General features: G+C 67.5%; 17 protein-coding genes and 1 tRNA gene. 7 read left to right on the forward strand and 11 right to left on the reverse strand.

Annotated elements, in window-relative coordinates; genetic code table 11:
* Positions 1-126: 126 nt before the first annotated feature.
* From AC1RMY_RS12515 to AC1RMY_RS12550, 8 genes are all read right to left on the reverse strand, one after another.
* Complete coding sequence (locus AC1RMY_RS12515) at positions 127-525, reverse strand: DUF1236 domain-containing protein (protein WP_492864851.1); 399 nt, start codon at positions 523-525, stop codon at positions 127-129.
* Positions 526-674: 149 nt separating this feature from the next.
* Positions 675-1,121 (reverse strand): DUF1236 domain-containing protein, encoded by a 447-nt coding sequence (locus AC1RMY_RS12520; protein WP_492864853.1) that lies wholly within the window; start codon positions 1,119-1,121, stop codon positions 675-677.
* A 222-nt stretch (positions 1,122-1,343) separates the two neighbouring features.
* Positions 1,344-2,315, reverse strand: a complete 972-nt coding sequence (locus tag AC1RMY_RS12525; RefSeq protein ID WP_492864854.1) for a tripartite tricarboxylate transporter substrate-binding protein — start codon at positions 2,313-2,315, stop codon at positions 1,344-1,346.
* Positions 2,316-2,380: 65 nt separating this feature from the next.
* Positions 2,381-3,934 carry a tripartite tricarboxylate transporter permease gene (locus tag AC1RMY_RS12530; protein WP_492865312.1) on the reverse strand — a complete coding sequence of 518 codons (1,554 nt, stop codon included), beginning with the start codon at positions 3,932-3,934 and terminating at the stop codon, positions 2,381-2,383.
* A gap of 4 nt (positions 3,935-3,938) precedes the next feature.
* Positions 3,939-4,457, reverse strand: a complete 519-nt coding sequence (locus tag AC1RMY_RS12535; protein ID WP_492864855.1) for a tripartite tricarboxylate transporter TctB family protein — start codon at positions 4,455-4,457, stop codon at positions 3,939-3,941.
* The gene (locus AC1RMY_RS12540) at positions 4,457-5,446 is read right to left on the reverse strand and encodes a LysR family transcriptional regulator (protein ID WP_492864856.1); all 990 of its coding nucleotides are present in this window, start codon (positions 5,444-5,446) and stop codon (positions 4,457-4,459) included. The genes AC1RMY_RS12535 and AC1RMY_RS12540 overlap by 1 nt, the downstream gene beginning before the upstream one ends.
* A gap of 150 nt (positions 5,447-5,596) precedes the next feature.
* Positions 5,597-6,526, reverse strand: coding sequence for a DMT family transporter (locus AC1RMY_RS12545; RefSeq protein ID WP_492864857.1), 930 nt, complete (start codon positions 6,524-6,526; stop codon positions 5,597-5,599).
* Between the two features lie 80 nt (positions 6,527-6,606).
* Positions 6,607-7,269 carry a glutathione S-transferase family protein gene (locus AC1RMY_RS12550; protein ID WP_492864858.1) on the reverse strand — a complete coding sequence of 221 codons (663 nt, stop codon included), beginning with the start codon at positions 7,267-7,269 and terminating at the stop codon, positions 6,607-6,609.
* A gap of 390 nt (positions 7,270-7,659) precedes the next feature.
* Between AC1RMY_RS12550 and mgtE the strand changes: the two genes are divergently transcribed.
* Positions 7,660-9,060: a magnesium transporter gene (gene mgtE, locus AC1RMY_RS12555; protein ID WP_492864859.1), complete on the forward strand. Its 1,401-nt coding sequence runs from the start codon at positions 7,660-7,662 to the stop codon at positions 9,058-9,060.
* 10 nt (positions 9,061-9,070) lie between these two features.
* On the opposite strand, the gene AC1RMY_RS12560 is transcribed toward mgtE, so the two are convergent.
* Both AC1RMY_RS12560 and AC1RMY_RS12565 read right to left on the reverse strand, forming a co-directional pair.
* Positions 9,071-10,732, reverse strand: a complete 1,662-nt coding sequence (locus tag AC1RMY_RS12560) for a GGDEF domain-containing protein (RefSeq protein WP_492864860.1) — start codon at positions 10,730-10,732, stop codon at positions 9,071-9,073.
* A gap of 304 nt (positions 10,733-11,036) precedes the next feature.
* Complete coding sequence (locus tag AC1RMY_RS12565) at positions 11,037-13,988, reverse strand: ATP-binding protein (protein WP_492864862.1); 2,952 nt, start codon at positions 13,986-13,988, stop codon at positions 11,037-11,039.
* 274 nt (positions 13,989-14,262) lie between these two features.
* Between AC1RMY_RS12565 and AC1RMY_RS12570 the strand changes: the two genes are divergently transcribed.
* From AC1RMY_RS12570 to AC1RMY_RS12590, 5 genes are all read left to right on the forward strand, one after another.
* Positions 14,263-14,658: a phasin gene (locus AC1RMY_RS12570; protein WP_492864863.1), complete on the forward strand. Its 396-nt coding sequence runs from the start codon at positions 14,263-14,265 to the stop codon at positions 14,656-14,658.
* Positions 14,659-14,944: 286 nt separating this feature from the next.
* A complete protein-coding gene (locus AC1RMY_RS12575; RefSeq protein WP_492864865.1) occupies positions 14,945-16,006 on the forward strand; it encodes a phasin family protein in 1,062 nt (353 codons plus the stop codon).
* Positions 16,007-16,142: 136 nt separating this feature from the next.
* Positions 16,143-16,219: transfer RNA gene (locus tag AC1RMY_RS12580), tRNA-His, on the forward strand.
* Between the two features lie 188 nt (positions 16,220-16,407).
* On the forward strand, positions 16,408-16,836 hold the full coding sequence (locus AC1RMY_RS12585) for an Hsp20 family protein (protein WP_492864867.1): 429 nt from the start codon (positions 16,408-16,410) through the stop codon (positions 16,834-16,836).
* A gap of 106 nt (positions 16,837-16,942) precedes the next feature.
* Positions 16,943-17,209 (forward strand): BQ00720 family protein, encoded by a 267-nt coding sequence (locus AC1RMY_RS12590; RefSeq protein WP_492864869.1) that lies wholly within the window; start codon positions 16,943-16,945, stop codon positions 17,207-17,209.
* Between the two features lie 7 nt (positions 17,210-17,216).
* On the opposite strand, the gene AC1RMY_RS12595 is transcribed toward AC1RMY_RS12590, so the two are convergent.
* Entirely contained in the window at positions 17,217-18,011 is a 795-nt protein-coding gene (locus AC1RMY_RS12595; protein WP_492864871.1) for an alpha/beta hydrolase, read from the reverse strand.
* 166 nt (positions 18,012-18,177) lie between these two features.
* Here AC1RMY_RS12595 and AC1RMY_RS12600 point away from each other — a divergent pair, with 166 nt between their 5' ends.
* Positions 18,178-19,395, forward strand: coding sequence for a glycosyltransferase family 4 protein (locus AC1RMY_RS12600; protein WP_492864873.1), 1,218 nt, complete (start codon positions 18,178-18,180; stop codon positions 19,393-19,395).
* Positions 19,396-19,466: the final 71 nt, after the last annotated feature.

Consider the following 19,466-nt stretch of genomic DNA (forward strand, 5'->3'; position numbering starts at 1 on the left):
CCGTTCCCGTTGCGGTTCCGCGATGAGCCAGTTGGGTCGGAAAAAGCCCGCCCCCTTGCGGGAGCGGGCCGCTATCCGGCCGCACGGCCAGGTCGCGATGACGCGACCGTGCGGAGGATCACTGGCTCATTCGATGATCTGGATGATGCGACGCGTGCGCGGCTCGATCACTACGGCGCGGTCGTTGACCACCGTATAGCGATAGCCTTGCGCGCCGTATTCGGCCGGGACTTCGCGATAGACGATGCCTTCCTCCGGAAGCACCGTGCCGACGACGACGGGCTGCGCATAAGTGTAGGAAGGGACGCCCTGCTGGATCACATAGGAGCGGAAGCGCGGCGTATCGTCGATCATCGTGCCGCCGGCAGGATCGCGCTTCAACTCGGGCCCCGGCGCCACGACGCCGAGCGCGGGATCGCGCGTCGCGCCGCCCGTCGGATCGCGGATGATCGCGCCGCTGCTCTGGGCGAAGGCGGTGGCGGGCAGCACGGCGAGCGCTGCGGCGAAGGCAATCTTCTTCATCATGGTCGGTCTTCCTCGACGGATGGGGTTTGCCCAACAAACGAAGCCGCGACGCCGATGTTCCGACAAAACTGCGCGAAACGGGCATGAAAAAGGCCCGCTCCGTTGCCGGGGCGGGCCGTGCAACCGCACCGAAGGCGCGGCTGTTTCGATCACTGGATGATCTGAACGACGCGGCGGGTGCGCGGCTCGACCAGCACCGTGCGATCGTTCACGACCGTGTAGCGATAGCCGGCCGGGGCGCCATATTCGGCAGGGACCTCGCGATAGGTCAGGCCCTGCTCGGGCAGCACTGTGCCGACCGCGACCGGCTGCGCATAAGTGTAGGACGGCACGTTCTGCTCGACGACATAGGTGCGGAACTTCGGCGTGGCGGCATCGCCGATGATGGCGCCGACGACCGCGCCGCCGACACCGCCGACCGCCGCACCGACCGGACCCCCGACGATCGCGCCGCCGATGGCGCCCGAGGTCGCGCCGCTGACGGCACCGCCGGCCGCGCCGCCCGAGGGCTGGGTCTGCGTCTGGACCTGGGTCTGTGCAAAGGCTGTGGCCGGGATGGCGACGACGGCGGCGACAAGAGCAAGCTTCTTGATCATGGTTGTTCTCCTTCCGAGAGAAAGTTCGGGGGGACAACCGGCGCAGGCGGCCGCGGTTCCGCAAAAATCGGTCACGACGTGTAACAGTCGCGCAGGGCGCGCTCGGAATATGCGGTTTATCAAGCGGTTGAGACGTGATCGGCGCAGCGGACGAGATGGCTCGCTCCAAGCGAAAACGGCGGGCCGAAGCCCGCCGTCACGATGATCCCGATACGATCGAGCCTATTTGGGAGCGGCCTTCAGGGCCGGGTCGAGCTTGGCTGCGTCGCGCTTGATCAGGGCGGCGAAGCCGTCCGGGGTGCGCTCGGCGGCGGTCGGCAGCACGGTGCCAAGCTCGAGCAGGCGCTTCTTGGTGTTCTCGTCATTCAGCGCCTTGTTCAGCGCATCGACGAGCCGGTCAACGATCTCCTTTGGCGTACCCTTCGGCGCCGCGATGCCGTTCCAGGCCTCGATCTGGTACTCAGGCAGCCCGGCTTCGGTCGTCGTCGGCACGTCCGGCAGGGCCGGCGAGCGTTGCGCCGAGGCGATCGCGTAGGCCTTGATCGTGCCGGCCTTGACCTGCTCGGCCACGCTGACGATCTGGTCGCACATGAAGTCGATCTGGCCGGAGACGAGATCGTTCAGTGCCGGGCCTGTGCCGCGATAGGCGACGGCGTTCAGCTTGGGCACGCCGAGCTGACCCTTCAGCAGAGTGCAGGTTGTCCACGAAACGGAGCCGAGGCCGGCATGGGCCTCGTTGAACTTGTCCGGATTGGCCTTCACGGCGGTGACGAAGGCCTTGAGATCGGGCGCCTCGAGATTCTTGCGCGCGACGATCAGGATCGGCGTGCCACCGGCCAGGCCGATCGTCTGCATGCCGTTGAGCGGGTCGTATTTCAGGTTGGCGTAGGTGGCGGGCGCAGCGGAGAAGGTACCAAGATGGCCCATGGCGATGGTGTAGCCATCGGGCGCCGCCGTCAGCGCGCGGGTGATGCCCGTGGTGCCGCCGGCGCCGGCGACGTTCTCGATCACGATCTGCTGGCCGAGCGTCTTGGACATGTGGTCGGAGACGATGCGGGCGATGATGTCGGTTGGTCCGCCGGCGGCGAACGGAACGATCATGGTGACGGGCTTCGTCGGATAGCCCTGGGCGCCGGCGCTTCCCGCGAAAGCCAGAGAGACGGCGGCCGCGAGGCCGAGTGCGAGTTTCTTCATGGCGGATCCTTCCTCTTTTATCGTTGGGGACAAGGTGGTGCCGCGCCCGGGACGCGGCAACCCCGTCATTCGGTGAAGACCTCTTCGCGCTTCTTCGACATCGACGGCAGCAGCGCAATGACGAGAATGACGACGGCCACGAGCAACAGCCCGGCGGAGATCGGCCGCTCGATGAAGGTCAGGAACGAGCCGCGCGAGATGATCAGGGCCTGCCTGAGCTTCTCCTCCATCAGCTTGCCGAGCACGAAGCCGAGCAGCATCGGAGCCGGTTCGAAGCCGAGCTTGATCAGGATGTAGCCGAACAGCCCGAACATGGCGGTGAAGGCGACGTCGACCGGCTGGTTGTTCACCGAGTAGATGCCGATGCAGCAGAAGATCAGGATCGCCGGGAACATCAGGCGATAGGGCACCTGCAGCAGCTTCACCCAGAGGCCGACCAGCGGCAGGTTGATGACGAGCAGCATCAGGTTGCCGATCCACATCGAGGCGATCATGCCCCAGAACAGGTCGGGGTTCTTGGTCATGACCTGCGGGCCGGGGATGATGCCGTGGATCGTCATCGCGCCGACCATCAGCGCCATGACCGCGTTCGGCGGGATGCCGAGCGTCAGCAGCGGGATGAAGGCGGTCTGAGCGCCGGCGTTGTTGGCCGATTCAGGCCCGGCCACGCCCTCGATCGCGCCCTTGCCGAAGCGCGACGGATCCTTGGCGATCTTCTTCTCGACGGTATAGCTGGCGAAGGGGCCGAGCACCGCGCCATTGCCCGGCAGGATGCCGAGGATGGCGCCGATTGCCGTGCCGCGAAGCACCGGGTTGGTCGACTGCTTGATGTCGTTCCAGTTCGGCAGCAGCCGCCCGATCTTGGTTTTCACCACGTCGCGCGTCTCGGGGTTTTCGAGGTTGCGCAGAACCTCGGCGAAGCCGAACACGCCCATGGCGAGCACGGCGAAGTCGATGCCGTCGGCCAGCGGCGCGAAGCCGAAGGTCATGCGTTCCTGTCCGGTTTCGAGGTCTGTGCCGACGGTCGAGAGCAGCAGGCCGAGCATGATCATGCAGAAGGCCTTGAGGATCGAGCCGCGTGCCAGAACGACCGCGAAGCACAGGCCCATCACCATCAGCGAGAAATACTCGGCCGGGCCGAACAGCAGTGCGAGCTTGGTCAGCGGGGCACCGAGCGCGGCGATGACGACGGTGGCGACGCAGCCGGCGAAGAAGGAGCCCAGCGCCGCTGTGCCGAGCGCCACGCCGGCGCGACCCTGCTTGGCCATCTGGTGGCCGTCCAGCGTGGTCACGACCGAGGTGGCCTCGCCGGGAATATTGACCAGGATCGCGGTGGTCGAGCCGCCATATTGCGCGCCGTAATAGATGCCGGCGAGCATGATCAGCGCGCCGACGGGGTCGAGCCCGAAGGTGATCGGCAGCAGCATGGCGATCGTCGCGATCGGACCGACGCCGGGCAGCACGCCGATCAGCGTGCCGACGAGGCAGCCGACGAAGCAGAGCAGGATGTTCATCGGCAGCGGGATGGCGACGGCGCCCTGCAGGAAGGCAGGCGACCACCAGACGATCTTCCAGACCGTGGCGAAGCCGAGGCTCAGATTGGCAAAAACGTCCATGATGACCTCAGATTCCCAGCAGCCAGGGCGCGAGCGGGATCGGCAGGCTCAGCGCATATTTGAACAGGAGGGCGCAGAACGTCGTCATCGCCACGGCGAAGATGATCAGCTCCTTCCACTTCACGTCTTCCGCAGCGCAGCCCGCGACCAGCACGACGAGAGGGCCGGAGACGACGAGGCCGAGCTGCGGCACCTTGATGGGGCCGAGGTCGAAGCCGCGGATCGTCAGGCCGAACAGGCAGGCTCCGCCGAGCACGAAGATGACGCCACGCCAGGACCAGCCGGCCAGCTTCTCGCCGTTGTAGCGCAGCGACGCCAGGCACTGCAGCAGGCCGAGGGCGGCGCAGATCACCGCGAACGCCTTGGGGAGCATGCCCGGGCCGATCTGACGGAGCGTGCCCAACGACAGGTCGCTCGACAGCAGCAGGGCGACGCCCGCGAGCAGGATCATGAACAGCCCGGCCGCCATGTCCTGCGTTGAGCGGATTCGCAGACCCTGCGCCTTTTCGATCTGGTTCAAACTCATCAGGCTCCTCCGACTGCGGACCCGACGATGCGGGCCGTTCGTTTCAGCTTCGTTGCGGGGACGGCGAACGGCAGCACATGGCGCTCGTCGATCAGGGTGACGCTCTCGCGCAGGATCGCGAGGAAATCGTCGCGCGGCCCAAGGCGCTGCTGCGGACGCCAGGCGATGCCGACGAGCGCCCCGGGCGGCGGCGGGTCTAGCAGCGCGCCGCGCAGGCGCCGCATCGTCACCCCGGGGAAGCTCAGCCGGCTGACCCAGTCCGGCGCCAGCGCCATGCCCAGGCCGGCCGCGACCGCCGACATCATGGCGGGCTTCTCGGTCGCCTCGATGGTGACGTTCGGCACGGTGCCGACGCTTTCGAAATAGGCCATCACCAAGTCATAGGCGAAGGGCCGGATGCGCTTGGAGGGCACCACGAAGGGCTGGCCGACCAGGTCCTGCATCGTCAGATGGTCGCGGGCCGCGAGCGGGTGCTTCTCGTTCAGCACCACGATCGGCCGCTCGACGCGCAGCACCTCGAAGGCACAGTCGGTCGGCTTGCGCGGCGGGCGAGACAGCGCGAGGTCGAGCTTGCCGGCCTCCAGCATCTGGATCAGCGGCGCCGTCATCGCCTCGACGAACTTGATCTCGACGCCGGGATAGCGCTCGCGGAAGGCGACCAGCGCCTCGGGCACGAAGCTCGACGAGGCCGCGTCGATCGCCCCGATCCGCAACACCTTGCCGGAGGCGAGCGAGGCCTCGCGCACAGCCCGCGAGGCGTGCTCCATCCGGCCGAGGATGCCCTTGGCTTCCTCGAGCATGATCAGCCCCGCCCGCGTCAGCGCCACCTGACGCGTCGTGCGGGTCAGGAGAACGCAGCCGAGCTCTTCCTCGAGCGTGCTGATCTGACGGGAAAGGGCGGGTGGCGCGAGGCCGAGCCGCTCGGCGGCCCTGCCGAAGTGAAGCTCCTCCGCCACCGCGATGAAACATCGCAGCTGCCGAACATCCATGACGTCCCTCTGATCCCCTCTGGCGTATCGTTGCCCGATATCTTCCAGTTACTGCCTCAAGCCGATTAGCGGCTCAGGCCGCGAAAGCGACCCTAGAACAATTCATAATTTTTTGGCAACAAAGCTGGGCGTCGCCGGACGCCGCCGCGATCAGGTCGTCGCGATCGGCCGTGAACGGCGAAAAATTCGGCCGTCGATCAAGGCGAGCCCGGCGAAGATGGCCGCCATGCCGGCGAAATGGCGCGGCAGCAGGCTCTCGCCGAGCAGCCCGACGCCGAGCAGGATGGCGCTGACCGGGATCAGGAAGGTTACCAGCATGACGTTGCTCGGCCCGGCGATACGCATGATCCGGAAGAAGATGATGTAAGCGAGAGCCGTCGAGATCAGCGCCAGGCCTACTGCTGCGAGGACAGCCTGTTGCGAGGGCACGGGCAGCGTCCAGGGCGGATGCAGGATGATGACGATCGGGAGCATCATCAGCGTCGAGGCGGAGAGCTGGCCGGTGGCGGCGACGAGCGGCGACAGGCCGCGGAAACGCTTCCCGAACAGGCCGGAGAAGGCATAGGAGACTGCGGCAAGCACGCAGGCTAGTTGCGCGGCCAGATTGGAGCCGAGGCCGCCGAGCGCATCGGGGCCCATCAGGATGCCGACGCCGACGAGGCCGGCCAGAACGCCGCCGAGCTTCAGCCCGGTGGCCCTCTCATCGCCGAAGCAATGCATCACCAGCACGGCGAAGATCGGCGTCGTCGCGTTCAGGATCGAGGCGAGGCCGCTGGCGATCTGCTGCTGGCCCCACAGGAACAGGCTGAATGGGATCAGGTTGTTGAGGATGCCCATGCCGAAGAAGGCGAGCCAGACGCTGCGCCCCACCGCCATCGACTGCCCGCTGATCCGCACCGCGACGAGCAGAGCCGACGCCGCCAGCCCGACGCGCACCTGGACCACGGCAAAGGGCGGCCATTCCGTCACGGTGAGCTTGTTGAAGAAGAACGAGCCGCCCCACAGGATCGACAGGACGACGAGCAGGAGCCACTCGGTCGGGCCCATGCGCGGCGAAGGAGCGTGAGCAGGCTGTGTCATGGCGGGATCTGTGCTCGCAGGGCGGGTCATCCTGCGTCAGTAGGTGGCCGGGGCATGGCCCGGCCACCCGATTTCCGGCCTCAGGCCGCTTCCGCTTCGCGCGCCTGCCACATCGCCTTGAAGGCCGGGCGGGCATGGCAGGCCTCGAGCCAGGCTTTCACATGCGGCGCGGCCTCGAAGAGCTGTGTCGCGGGCTTCGCATAGCGGATGATCTCGGCGACGTTGATGTCGGCAACGGTGAAACGTCCGCCCATGACGAAGCCGCCACCCTCGGCCAATGTCTTGTCGAGCACGGCGAAGGGGCCCGGCAGGGCGGCGAGCGCCGCCTCGACCAGCTTCGGATCGCGCTTCTCGGGCGGATAGGCTGCCATGTGGTACTGCAGGTTCAGCGCATGGGTCTCGCATTCGGTCGCGGCCCAGAGCGACCACATCACGGCCAGGCCCTCCTCCTGCGCATCCCTGGGCGCCAGCGGGCCGCCATGCTTGCGGGCGAGGTAGAGGTTGATCGCGAGCGATTCGTGCAGCTTGAACCCGTCATCGTCGATGCTGGGGATATGCCCGTTCGGGTTCACTTTCAGGAAGTCGGGGCTCTTCGTATGTAGCGGCGCATCCGCCACCGACGGGTCCGGCAGGCGGTAGGCCTGGATCACCGGGACATGGTTGAAGGCGAGGCCCAGTTCATTGGCGAGCCAGACATTGCGCGTGGCACGCGAGCGATAGCAGCCATAGATCGTCAGGGTCATGGGCAGGTGCCTTTGCGGAAGAGATGCGACGGGTCCTGTCGTTACAGGAGAGACGATCTCCACGCATCACGTTTGGAAGAATATTTGCCCTGCGAAAACGCGCTTGCGGGATGGCTGAACTCGGGCGGCGCCTGCGCTCTCCGGACGCTCACCCTGTCGGCGCACGCAGCGCAAGGCCAGCGGAAATTCCGGTTGACGCGCGGCGCGCGCAGGTCCAATGCGGCGGCGAGGCGACCGTTTCAGGCCGCCCGCTCAACAGGAACCTTCACCCCGATGCCAAGCGACAGTCCCAGTCGACAGTCGATGCCGTCTGCCGCCGAGAAGCGGGCCTGACCGGGGAGCCGGCTCGCCTGTGATCGGCCGATGACGGCCGCTCACAGGAACAAGCCGATGAACGACACCACTGATTTCAAGGATCGGGTCGAACTGCGTATCGACCCCAAAGCCGATCTGCTCGCCCGGACGCTGGCCGTCAGCCTCGCCGGCGAGCATGTCGCCGATATCGTCGAGGCGCTCGACGACCAGGATGCGGAGACCGCCGCCGCGGTGCTGCTTGCTTTGCCGTTCGAGCGCGCCGTCGAGGTGCTCGACCAGCCCGAATTCATGGCGGCGCCGGCGGTGCTCGCCTTGCTGCCCGACGGGCGCGCCTCCGCCTTTCTCGGCGCGATGTCGACCGATCGTGTCACCGACCTCGTCGACGAGGTCGGCGAGCCGGTGCGCGCACGCCTGCTGAGGCATCTCGACCGCGAGACCCATGCGGCCGTGACGCGGCTCCTGAGCTATCCGGAGCACAGCGCCGGCTCGCTGATGACGACGGAGTTCGTCAGCGTTCCCTCGAGCTGGACGGTTCAGGCGACGCTGGACCATATCCGACATGTCGAGCGCTCGCGCGAGACGGTCTATGCGATCTATGTCGTCGATCCGGTCGGCGGCGCGCTGCTCCATGCCGTGCCGCTGCGGCGCTTGATCAGCGGTGACCCGGGGGCGGCCATCGCCACGCTCGCGCCCGAGCACAAGCCCCTCACGGTCGGCCCTGAGGTCGATCGCGAGGACGTCGCGCGGCTGATTTCGAAATACAACCTCCTGGCCGTGCCGGTCGTTGATGCGGCCGGACATGTGATCGGCATCGTCACCGTCGACGACGTCATCGATGCGATGATCGCGGAGACGACTGAGGATGTGCAGAAGCTCGGCGGGATGGAAGCGCTCGACGCGCGCTACGATCAGATCGGTTTCCTGCCGATGATCAGGAAGCGCGCCGGCTGGCTTTCCGTGCTGCTCGTCGGCGAGATGCTGACCGCCTCTGCCATGCAGGTCTACGAGGCCGAGTTGGAGAAGGCGATCGTGCTCGCCCTGTTCGTGCCGCTGATTATGTCGGCTGGCGGCAATTCGGGTTCGCAGGCGACTTCGCTGATCATTCGCGCGCTGGCGCTGCGCGAGGTCTCGCTGCGGGATTGGTGGCGCGTGGCCCTGCGCGAACTGCCGACGGGCCTGACGCTCGGCGCCATCCTGGGGGCGATCGGCATCGCCCGCATCGTGCTCTGGCAGAAGGTGGGCTTCTACGATTACGGCCCGCATTGGGGGCTCGTCGCCGCCACGATCGGCGCGACGCTGGTTTGCATCGTCACCTTCGGCTCTCTGACCGGCTCGATGCTGCCCTTTGCGCTGAAGCGGCTGGGCTTCGACCCGGCCAGCGCCTCGGCGCCCTTCGTGGCGACCCTCGTCGATGTCACCGGCCTTGTGATCTATTTCGGCGTCGCGGCGACGATCCTGAGCGGAACTTTGCTCTGAGCGCCGAAGCTCACGCGTCGCCGCCATCCGCGACGACGCGGTTGCGGCCGGCTGCCTTCGCCCGGTAGAGGGCGCGGTCGGCGGCTGCGACCAGCTTCGGCCAGGCGCAGGGCCGGTCCTTGATCAGTGCGGTGCCGAAGCTGGCGGTCACCTCCAGGCTCCGGCCGCCCTCGAGCGTGTAATGCGGAACCTGCAAGGCCAGCCGCAGCCGCTCGGCGATGTCGAACGGCGCTTCGCCGTCCTGGCCGAGCAGCAGGACCGCAAACTCCTCCCCGCCGAAACGGGCGATGACGTCGTCCTGCCTGAGCGCGGCGCGCAGCCGCAGCGCCGTTTCCTTGAGAACCTCGTCGCCAGCGGCATGGCCGAAGGCGTCGTTGATCGTCTTGAAGCGGTCGATATCGAGGAGGATGAGCCCGATCCGCCTGGGGGTCGTTCCGGTCTCGGCGAGATGTGCGGCCAGCCTTTCCAGGGCGCCGCGGTTCAGCACGCCGGTCAGTCCGTCGGTGTCGGCCTGCTGCTTCAGCCGGGCGGCGAGGGCCGTGCGTTCCCGGTCGAGCCCGTTGCGCTCGATCAACTGGAGCCGCAACGCATCGAGCGCCTGGAACAGGCCGCGCATCTCGCCTTGTGCGCCCCGGCCGACGATCGGCTCTTCGACCTTGCCCGCGGCGAGCGCCACGATGCGACCGCGCGCGGCGAGCAAGGGGCGAAACAGCAGCGCCTGGCTGGCGGCAAGAAGCACAAGCTCGACCAGGAGCACGAGGCCGGTCGCCGCGCTGACCATGATCAGCGCTCTACGGGCGGCTGCGCCTTCCGCCTGAAGTTGCGTCGTGGTGGCATCGACGAATGCGTCGCGGAGCTGTTCGAGCGGCGCGAAGCTCGGCACGATCGCGTTGGTGAACTCGGCCGGGCTGAGCCCGAACCGGCCGCTGTCGCCGGCATCGAGCGTTCGTTGCAGCAGTGGCATCCCCTCGCCGAAGAAGCGCTCGACGACGGCGCGATGCGCGGCGCCGATCAGCGGATCGACATGCGTGCCCGTCTGCTGCTGCGCGAGGTGCCAGAGCGCGACGACCCGCCCGCGCGTCTGCTCGAAGGCGGCACGTCGCTCCTGCTCGATGGGTCGGGCGTGGGCGATCGGGATGACGAGGTGCGAGCCCATGCGGCCCGCATGCTCGCGCAGGTCGCTGAGCATGCGGGCGATCAGGGCGCGGCCGATCAGGGCGGGGTCATCGGCCAGCAGGCTGGTCATGGCGGCATCGATGAGTGGCTGCGACGCGTCGAACACGCCGAACATGCCCTCGATGACGCGCTCGATATCGGCCGTGCTGCGCGCCGGAAACGGCAGCCCGGACAGTGCATCGACCTGCCGCCGCGCCAGCGTCAGCCGTTGTCGCAGAATGGCGGTGGCGTCGGCCAAGGAAGGATGCGTGGCCACCCGCGCCAGCGCGGCATCGCTCGCGGCCCGAAAGGCCCGCAACCTCTCTCGCGAAGGGCTCTCGGACACGGGCTCCTCGCCCAGCACCGCATTGGTCGGACCACGCTCGGCCGACAGCCTGTTGGCGGCAGCCATGACCTCGCGGAAGGCCACCAGCCGGGCGAGGCTGGCGTCGTTGGCTTGGAGGTTGCGATAGAAGCTTGCGATGAGTGTGCAGCCGAGCGCCAGCGAGCAGGCCATGATGATGGCAATCGCGGCCAGGAATCGGTGCTGCAGCGTGGTGTTGCTCAGGGAGAGACGGCGTCTCGCGGGGCTCTTGCAATCTGGACGCATTATAAGGACGGAACTCATCCAGATATCTGCGCCCCAGGGCCCTGGACGCGGGGCCTTCCGGCGGAACAGAGACAAGACCAAGGCGATTGACCGCCTGCTCTTGGCAGATTGATCCAGCGTCAGCAACGGGGGCAGGAGAAAAAGCGGCCGTTGCCGTCGCGCCGCACTCGGCAGCGTCTGGAACAGAGCGGCGCCGGTCCGGTGAACCGGCTCAGCCGGCCAGCACCCGCTGCGGTGGGAAGGTGATCTCGACCAGCGTGCCTTCCTTCTTGACGCTGGTGATCGACATCGCCGCCCGGTTGGCCTCGACCAGCGCCTTGGTCAGCGGCAGGCCCAGGCCCGTGCCGCCGGCGCGGCGCGTCGTCGGCACCTGGCGGAAGGGCTCGAGCGCGAGCTCGATTTCCTTGTCGTCCATGCCGATGCCGGTGTCGCGCACACGCAGGATCGCCTCGCCCTGGTCGCCGAGCGCTGTGGAGATGATGACCTGCCCGCCCGCATCGGTGAACTTCACCGCATTGGAGAGCAGGTTGATCACGATCTGGCGGATCGAGCGCTGGTCGGCCACCACCGGCGGCAGCTTGGGCGAGAGCCCCGAGCGCAACACGACGCGGCCGCGCTGCGCCTCCGGCTGTAGCAGGCTCACAGCCGACAGCGCGATCTCGTTCAGGTTGACGCTCACGAAGTCGAGATCGAGCTTGCCGGCCTCGATCTTGGCGAGGTCGAGCAGGTCGTTGACGAGGCTGATGACGTAGCCGCCCGACTGGTGGATGTCGCGCAGATATTCCTTGTAGCGCTCGTTGGCGATCGGCCCGAAGCGCTCTTCCGCCATCACCTCGGCGAAGCCGATGATCGCGTTCAGCGGTGTGCGGATCTCGTGGCTGATCTTGGCGAGCACGTCGGACTTCTGGGCGCTGGCCTTCTCGGCGGCCTTGCGCGCCTCGACCAGTTCGCCCTCGGTCTTCTTCCAGGCGGTGATGTCGCGCAGCACGGCGCAGAAGCGGCGTTCCGCGCCCTCGGCGATCTGGCCCATCGTCATGAACAGCGGGATCTTGCCGCCCTGCCTGACACGGCCCACGACCTCGCGGCCGTCATTCATCACCGAGGCGACGCCGCCGCCCTTGAGCCCTTCGAGATAATCCAGCGCCGGCGCATGGCTTTCGGCCGCGAAGAGCAGCGTGAACAATTCGCCGGTGACCTCGCGCTGGTCGTAACCGAACAGGGCTTCGGCGGTCTTGTTGAGCGACAGGATGCGACCGCGTTCGTCGACCGTGACGACGCCGTCCGTCGCGGTGTCGAGCATGGCGACCAATTCGTTGATGCGCGCATCGCGGGCGCCGGCATCCAGCCTGAGCGCCTCGACGCGCGCCGCGCTCTCACGGTCCTCGGCCTCGAACTCGGCTGCAAGTTCGACCTCTTCCGCCTCCTCCGGCGACAGCACCTTGACTTCGCCGCCGCCATTGGGGTGGCGGAAGGCCATCAGCGTCGCCTGCTCGCCCTGCCAGGCGACGCTGGAGAGCACCGCATCGACGCTGACGAGATGGCCGAGCCGGTCAATCAGGATCATGCTGCCGCCATCGGTGCGGGCGGCTTCCTTGATCATCCGACTGACGCCGCCGCCCGCCGTGAGGTCGGCGAGATCGGCATAGTCGAGCAGGTCGAGCAGCGTCCGGTTGGCGTAGAGAGCCTCCTCGCCGCGATTGACCAGAACCGCGATCGGCAGCTTGTCGAGCACATCGGCATGAGAATTGGGCAGGCGCGGCCGGGAGGGGATCGCGGCCTTCTCGGCCTCGGCCGCAGCTTCGGTCGGTGTCACGTCGACGGGCGGGAGCGCTTCGGTCGCTGCCTCGCTCTCCTTCAGCCGCAGCGGTGCGACGGGAGGAAGCCGCGGCGCCAGCGCCTCGTCGTCGCCGGCGATCCGCGCGCCCAGCGCCTTGGCGATCTCGCGGAAGGCGTTGCGCTCCGCCGAACTCAGATTCGGTTTCGAGGGCTCCAGTACCGGCCGCACCGCAGCCAGATGGCCGTTGCGCAGCGGCACGATATTGGCCTTGTCGGGGACCTGCGGCGCCGGTGCGGATGCGACCGACGCTTCCTCTGCCGTCCCGCCGGCGTCGATCGCCTCGGGCTCGTACCGGTCGACAGGTCCTTCTGCGGCGGCCTCGCTCCCGGGCTCATCGACCAAGGGATGCTCGTCGGTCTCGGTGATGGTCTCGGGTTCGGCTTCGTCCTGAGCGGGGGCGACCACGGCGGCGTCGAGCGCTTCGAAGAGCGCTGCGTCGGAGATCAGCTCGACGGCGGCCTCCGGCGCGTCTTCGTGTTCGGCCTCGGCCGGCAGCGCGACGGGGGCGGGCAGGACGAAGGGCTCGCGTCCGCCGGGGCGCACGACGCCGAAGCCTTTGAACCCGGTCACCTGTCGTGCCGCATCCAGAACGGGCACGCCGGACAGCTCGACGCGGGCCCCTTCGCCGGTCGTCGCCGTCCGCCACAGCACTTCATGGCCGCTCCAGGTCGCGGTGCCGGCGAGGCGCGCGAGCAGGTCGCCGCTGCGGTCGATGATCTCTGTCCCGATCAGCTCGGCCCAGTCGCGGCCGGGCAACGCGGCTGCGGCCTGCGTTCCGACCAGCTCGGCCATGTTGGGCGACAGGCTGGTGATTCGCCCGGTCGCATCGCTCTGCCAGAGAAAACGGATCGCCCTGTCGGTCGCAGGAATGGAGGCCGCGTGCGGCGCTTCGGCCACGACCGCCTGTACGGGAGGCGTCACCTCCGGCCGGGCCGGCTCGGGCGCCGACGGCACGACGATGCCGAGGCGCCGCAATTCAGAGGCCTGAACCGCGATGGCCAGAACCGGCTCGGCCTCGCCATCGCTAACGAGCTTGCAGCCGCAGGTCACGAGCGTCGCGGCGAAGCCTGAAGTCAGCCGCAGCCGCTCCAGCCGGACGCCCTGGCGCGATGCGAGGCCGCCAGCGAGCAGGGCCAGGCGCTGGCGCGTCGCTGAAGGCAGGGCAGGGACGCCCAGCAGGGCTTGGCCGGCGGCGTTGGCAAAACCTGGCCGTTCCGCCTGCCGGTCCCAGAGCAGCAGCGCGCCGCCGGCCGCGAAGGAAGCGAGGCTCGCATCTTCCGCCGCCGCCGCGCCCAGCCGCGCCCAGTCCTGTCCGGCTTCGCTCATGCCTGCCCGCTCTAGCTTCCTGCCATCATGGTCCGCGCCAATATGGCTAACAAAGATTTAATAGCGGCCAAATGCTTGCAACGCCATGCGGCGCGTCTGGCCGTCCCCGCCCGCATCGAAACAGCGTTAACGCGCGGCCCGGTTCACGCTATGATTGTCATCGCAACGCAGCAATGATATTGCATCGCACAATAAGATGGCGCGATGCCTCTCCGGGAGACCGATCAGAAGCAGACGGCCAAGCATAGCCGACCCCAACCAGGAGGACGACCCGATGGCAGCCAAGACCCCCTACGAAGTCCCCACCGAAATGCGCGAATTCGCCGAGCGCAGCGTCGAGCAGGCCCGCAAGGCCTTCGACGGCTTCATCGACGCGGCCCAGAAGGCCGTCGACACCGCTCACGGCTCCGCTGAAAGCGCCCGCATCAACACTCATGACGTCGCCCGCAAGGCGATCTCCTATGCCGAGACCAATGTTGCCGCCGCTTTCGACCTCGCCCAGAAGCTGGTGCAGGCGAAGGATCTGACCGAGGTCATGACGCATCAGTCTGAATTCATGAAGGCGCAGCTGGCCGCGCTCCAGACGCAGTTCAAGGAGATCGGCGCGGCGGCGCAGGAGGTCGCGGCCAAGGCGGCCGAAACCGTGACGAAGGCGGCCAAGCCCAAGTAGTTTTGCAAGGCCAAGTAGTCTTGCAAGGCCAAGGGGTCTTGCAAGACCAAGTGATCTTCAAGGCCAGGTTCGGGCGGGCTCAGGTGGTCCTGCAAGCCCAAGTCGATCCTGGCGAAGCAATACCGAGGGAACGGATCGCTTCGAGAGCGGTCCGTTCCAGGTGACTGTACCGATCTGAGTGACTGCGCCGATCTGATCATCCGGACAGCGCCGGCGCGCCCCATAACGAGCGGAAGACCGGGCAGCCCGTCCGGTCCGGCCGCTTCAGCGCCGAAGGAGAATCGAGATGGTCAAGCCTGCTCCGACCCGGATCAAATCCAAGGCCCCGATCAGCCTTGCGCCGGTCAATGCGCTTTCCGGCGCCGTGCCGGCCGAGCCTGCCAAGCCGGCCGCCAGCGCGCCGCCGACGCCGCCTGTCGCTGCCGCTCCCGCACTGGCTCCCGCGCCAAAGCCGCCCGAAAGCAAGCCCGCGGAAGCAAAGCCGCCGGAGGTCAAGGCGCCCGAAGCCAAAGCGCCCGAATCCAAGCCGCTCGAGGCGAAACCGGCCGCACCCGCGGAGACAAGGCCCGTGCCGCCTGAGCCTGCTGCTGCCAAATCTGCTGCTGCCAAGCCGACCGAGACCAAGCCGGTCGAGACGAAACCGACGGCCAAGACCCCCGCCGCGAAGCAAGCGGCGCGGTCGATCAAGCCCAAGGCCGAGACGCGGGTCGCTTCGTCGAAGATCCGTATCGAGAAGCCCGAGCCGGCAGCCAAGCCTGCTACGGCTGCGTCCGTCGCGGCTGCCAAACCTGTTGCCGCGCCCAAATCTGTCCCTGCACCCAAAGCTGCTTCTGCTGCCAAGGCGGCCCCTGCGCCAAAGCCGATTGCCGTATCCAAGCCGGTCGTCGTGCCAGTACCGGCCGCCACCGTCACCCCGGTTGCGAGCGAAGCCGTAGCCAAGGCCGTGGTTGCTCCGGTGAAGACCGTCGCGCAGGTCGTCGAGGCTGCCGTCAAGGCGGCTACGCCGGTTCCGGCCAAGGCTGCGCCGGCGCCCTCGCTGAGCGCGCTGCCGCTGCCGCGCCCACCTGAATTCGCCGCGATCACCTCGACCACCGTGATGACGCAGGCGCTGGTGATGGCGAAGGCTTTCGGCGCGCTGCAGGCCAAGATGCTGGATCACGCCTGCGCCGAGCTGAAGGCGACGCTCGGAGACGCCGAGACGCTGGCTCGCACCGACAGCGCCGCCGACGCGGTCGCGCTGCAGGCCAAGGCCGTGCGCCGCTCCTACGAATCCTATGCCGAGCACCTGAAGGAGCTGGCGCGGATCGCCAGCAAGGCGCTGGGGGCCGGAGACAAGGGCAACGGCTGAGGAGGGCTGATCGCAGGCGGAGCGGAAGCTTCCGACAAATACCGCAATTCCCCGGTTGCAATCGCGAGGCGTCGGCACTAGGTTCCGCGCCGCCGCCGATCTCGCGAAAGCGATGATCGCCAAGCGCCGGGTGCGGGCAGCCATAGCTCAGTTGGTTAGAGCGCTAGATTGTGGATCTAGAGGTCCCCCGTTCAAGCCGGGGTGGCTGTACCACCCGTCCCCGCCCGCCTCCCGAACAACTCGGCTGGGTCCACGCGACCCTTGAAGCCGCCGCTGGCCTTCGCCATATCTTGGTCAAGCGGAAGGGCTTCGCCTTTCGCCTGCGGGGCGCTGCGCTGGCGGGCCTCGGAAGATCGGAAGCGCCCTCCGGGGGCTTCGGCAAGGTCAGGCAAGGCCCTGAAATGACGCGTACGCCCAGTCTGTCGCACCCGTTTCTGCTGGGGTTCGACGATATCGAAAGAGCGCTCGACCGGGTCGCCAAGGGCGCCAGCGAGGGTTACCCGCCTTACAATATCGAGCGTATGCCGCGTTGTGACGACGAGCCGGACCGGCTTCGCATCACACTGGCGGTGGCGGGATTCTCGCGCGAACAGCTTGAGATCACGCTCGAGGAGAGCCAGTTGACCATTCGTGGCCGGCAAAGCGACGACAAGAGCAGGCAGTTCCTGCATCGCGGAATCGCAGCGCGCCAGTTCCAGCGCAGCTTCCTCCTGGCGGAGGGCATGCAGGTTCTGGGAGCCGATCTGTCGAACGGCCTGCTGGCGATAGACCTGGTCCGACCGGAACCAGAACGGCTTATCCGGCGTATCGATATCGTGAGCCGTGACTGAAGGTGACTAAACGACGGTTGAAGGACGCAAGCGCGGTTTTTGCATCCGTTCATAATTGCAGTCGTATCTTGATAACCGCACTCGCACTGCTCTGAAGGAGGGCGCGATGAACGAAGACAGGACGATGATCCAGACGACCCCCCTGACGCCCGCCGAATTCGCGGCGCTGGGCACGGGCGAAGTCGCCTATCTCAAGCCGATGACCTCGGATGAGCTGCTGCGGATTTTTCCGCAGGCTCCGGAAATCCAGTCCGGCCTGCAGCTCTTCGCGCTGCTCTCGGCCGACGGCGCGCCAATCCTGGTGACCGATTCGCGCGAGGCAGCCACCGCCAATGCGTGGGAGCACGATCTCCGGATGGTGAGCGTCCACTGACGCCAGTTCAAGGCGCGGTCGCGATTCCCGCGACCGCAGCCTGCAGGCGGCGAATGTCGTCCGCGCCGGAGAGGCGGTGATCGCCGTCCTTGATGAGCGTCAGCACGACCGGGTCGCCGCTCAGATGCTCCACCAGCTTGAGCGCTTGGCGCCAGGGAACATCGGGGTCCCGCATGCCCTGCAGGATATGGACAGGGCATCCCGTCCTGATCTCTCCTCCGAACATCAGATGCTTGCGGCCATCCTCGATCAGTGCCCGCGTGATCGGCGTCGGCTCCGGCGAATATTCCGAAGCGCGCAGCCAGACGCCCTCGCGCAGAATGGTCTGGCGGATCGCCTCGGGCATCTGCGCCCACATCAGTTCTTCCGAGAAATCGACGGCCGGCGCGATCAGCACCAGTCCCGCCGGCGCAAGCGCGCTGCCGAGCAGGCGCCTTGCCGCCAGCAGGGCGATCCAACCGCCCATCGAGGAACCCACCAGGATCGGCGGCCGTTCGCAGTGGGCGCCGATCACGGCCAGCGCATCTTCCAGCCAGTGCGACAGGGTCCAGCGCGCGAAGTCGCTTCCCCTTTCGTCCGGAACCGCGCTCTCGCCATGCCCGGCATAGTCGAAGCGGATGAAGGCCCGCCCGGCCTCGCCGGCCCACTGCGCCAGCGCCTCGGCCTTGGTCGCGCGCATGTCGGAGCGGAAACCGCCGAGCCAGACCACCGGGGCAGCCGAGCCGGCCTGCGTCAGGACTGCGAGGCGGCGGATTTCATCGCCGTTCCCGACCTCCAGCCATTGCGGTGCCTCTCTCTCCAACTCAAATCTCCTGTGACGAATCGCGGTGCCGGGCGAATATAGGCTGCAACTTCGGCCCATACGCAGGCATACTCGCGCGCACAGCGTGCGGGCTACAGGCGCGTGAACCTTAAGGCCACGCGGGTATCCTCGCGCAAAACGAAAGCGTCGTCGCGAAACGGTGAGTATGTCCTTCCAGCCAGGCGCGCATCTCTCGCTGCCCTCCACCGAGTCCCACCCGCTCGTCGGGCGGACGATCCTGCAGATCATCCCCGATCTCGAGGCGGGCGGCGCCGAACGCACGGCGGTCGACATCGCCAAGGGTTTGACCGATGTCGGCGCGCGCGCGCTGGTCGCGACCGAGGGCGGCAGGCTCGTCGCCGAGTTGCAGGCCAAGGGCGGCGTCTGGCTGCCCTTTCCGGCGGCCTCCAAGAATCCGCTCGCCATGGCGCTGAACGTGCGCAAGCTCGTGCTGCTTTGTCGCCATGAGGGCGTGGAGCTGATTCATGCCCGCTCGCGGGCGCCGGCCTGGGTTGCGCTCGCGGCGGCGCGCATCCTCAAGCTGCCCTTCGTCACGACCTATCACGGCTCGTATGCCAGCCGCTCGACGGTGAAGACGCTCTACAATTCCGTGATGGCGCGCGGCGACGTCGTCATCGCCAACTCCGCCTATACGGCCGAGCTGATCCTGGCGAAGCATGGCTTCGCGCGCGATCATATCCGTGTCGTCAACCGCGGCACGAATTTCGCGGCCTTCGCCCCGCAGGCGGTGACGCCGGAGCGTATCCAGGCGCTGCGCCGGGCCTGGGGCGTCGAGCCGCACCAGCGCATCGTGCTGCTGCCGGGGCGCCTGACAAACTGGAAGGGCCAGCGCGTTCTGATCGAGGCCGCCCGCATCCTGCGCGATGGCGGTGACAGCGACACAGCCTTCATCCTTGCCGGCGATCCGCAGGGCCGCGAGGGCTATGTCAGGGAGCTCGACCAGCTCATCGCCAAGGCCGGGCTCGAAGGGCGCGTCAAACGCGTCGGACATTGTGCCGACATGCCCGCGGCCCTTCTCGCAGCTTCGGTCGTGGCCGTGCCTTCGACCGAGCCGGAGGCCTTCGGGCGGGTCGCGGTCGAGGCGCAGGCGATGGGCACGCCCGTCGTCGTGTCGGATCTCGGCGCCGTGCCCGAAACCGTGCTCGCCCCGCCGCAGGTGAGCCCGGGCGAACGCACCGGGTGGCGCGTGCCGCCGGGCGATGCGCCGGCGCTGGCCTCTGCGCTGGAGGGCGCGCTGGCCTTGCGTCCTTCAGCCCGCGACAATCTGGCTTTGCGGGCGCGCCAGCATGTCGAGCGCCATTTTTCTCTGGAGACGATGGTTAGCGAGACACTCGACGTCTATTGCGCGCTGCTCGGTCGGTAACCATCTGACCAAATCCGCCTCATCCATTGACAACGCGCATCTTTGTGCAATGTGTCTGCTCACGGGCGCGA

The sequence above is a fragment of the Allobosea sp. GW822-FHT03F07 genome, from assembly GCF_058801345.1.

Coding starts and splice junctions, on each gene's coding strand:
- AC1RMY_RS12515 (WP_492864851.1), bottom strand. CDS start 525: ATGATGAAGAAGATTGCCTTCGCCGCAGCGCTCGCCGTGCTGCCCGCC.
- AC1RMY_RS12520 (WP_492864853.1), bottom strand. CDS start 1,121: ATGATCAAGAAGCTTGCTCTTGTCGCCGCCGTCGTCGCCATCCCGGCC.
- AC1RMY_RS12525 (WP_492864854.1), bottom strand. CDS start 2,315: ATGAAGAAACTCGCACTCGGCCTCGCGGCCGCCGTCTCTCTGGCTTTC.
- AC1RMY_RS12535 (WP_492864855.1), bottom strand. CDS start 4,457: ATGAGTTTGAACCAGATCGAAAAGGCGCAGGGTCTGCGAATCCGCTCA.
- AC1RMY_RS12540 (WP_492864856.1), bottom strand. CDS start 5,446: ATGGATGTTCGGCAGCTGCGATGTTTCATCGCGGTGGCGGAGGAGCTT.
- AC1RMY_RS12545 (WP_492864857.1), bottom strand. CDS start 6,526: ATGACACAGCCTGCTCACGCTCCTTCGCCGCGCATGGGCCCGACCGAG.
- AC1RMY_RS12550 (WP_492864858.1), bottom strand. CDS start 7,269: ATGACCCTGACGATCTATGGCTGCTATCGCTCGCGTGCCACGCGCAAT.
- mgtE (WP_492864859.1), top strand. CDS start 7,660: ATGAACGACACCACTGATTTCAAGGATCGGGTCGAACTGCGTATCGAC.
- AC1RMY_RS12560 (WP_492864860.1), bottom strand. CDS start 10,732: ATGGCCTGCTCGCTGGCGCTCGGCTGCACACTCATCGCAAGCTTCTAT.
- AC1RMY_RS12565 (WP_492864862.1), bottom strand. CDS start 13,988: ATGAGCGAAGCCGGACAGGACTGGGCGCGGCTGGGCGCGGCGGCGGCG.
- AC1RMY_RS12570 (WP_492864863.1), top strand. CDS start 14,263: ATGGCAGCCAAGACCCCCTACGAAGTCCCCACCGAAATGCGCGAATTC.
- AC1RMY_RS12575 (WP_492864865.1), top strand. CDS start 14,945: ATGGTCAAGCCTGCTCCGACCCGGATCAAATCCAAGGCCCCGATCAGC.
- AC1RMY_RS12585 (WP_492864867.1), top strand. CDS start 16,408: ATGACGCGTACGCCCAGTCTGTCGCACCCGTTTCTGCTGGGGTTCGAC.
- AC1RMY_RS12590 (WP_492864869.1), top strand. CDS start 16,943: ATGAACGAAGACAGGACGATGATCCAGACGACCCCCCTGACGCCCGCC.
- AC1RMY_RS12600 (WP_492864873.1), top strand. CDS start 18,178: ATGTCCTTCCAGCCAGGCGCGCATCTCTCGCTGCCCTCCACCGAGTCC.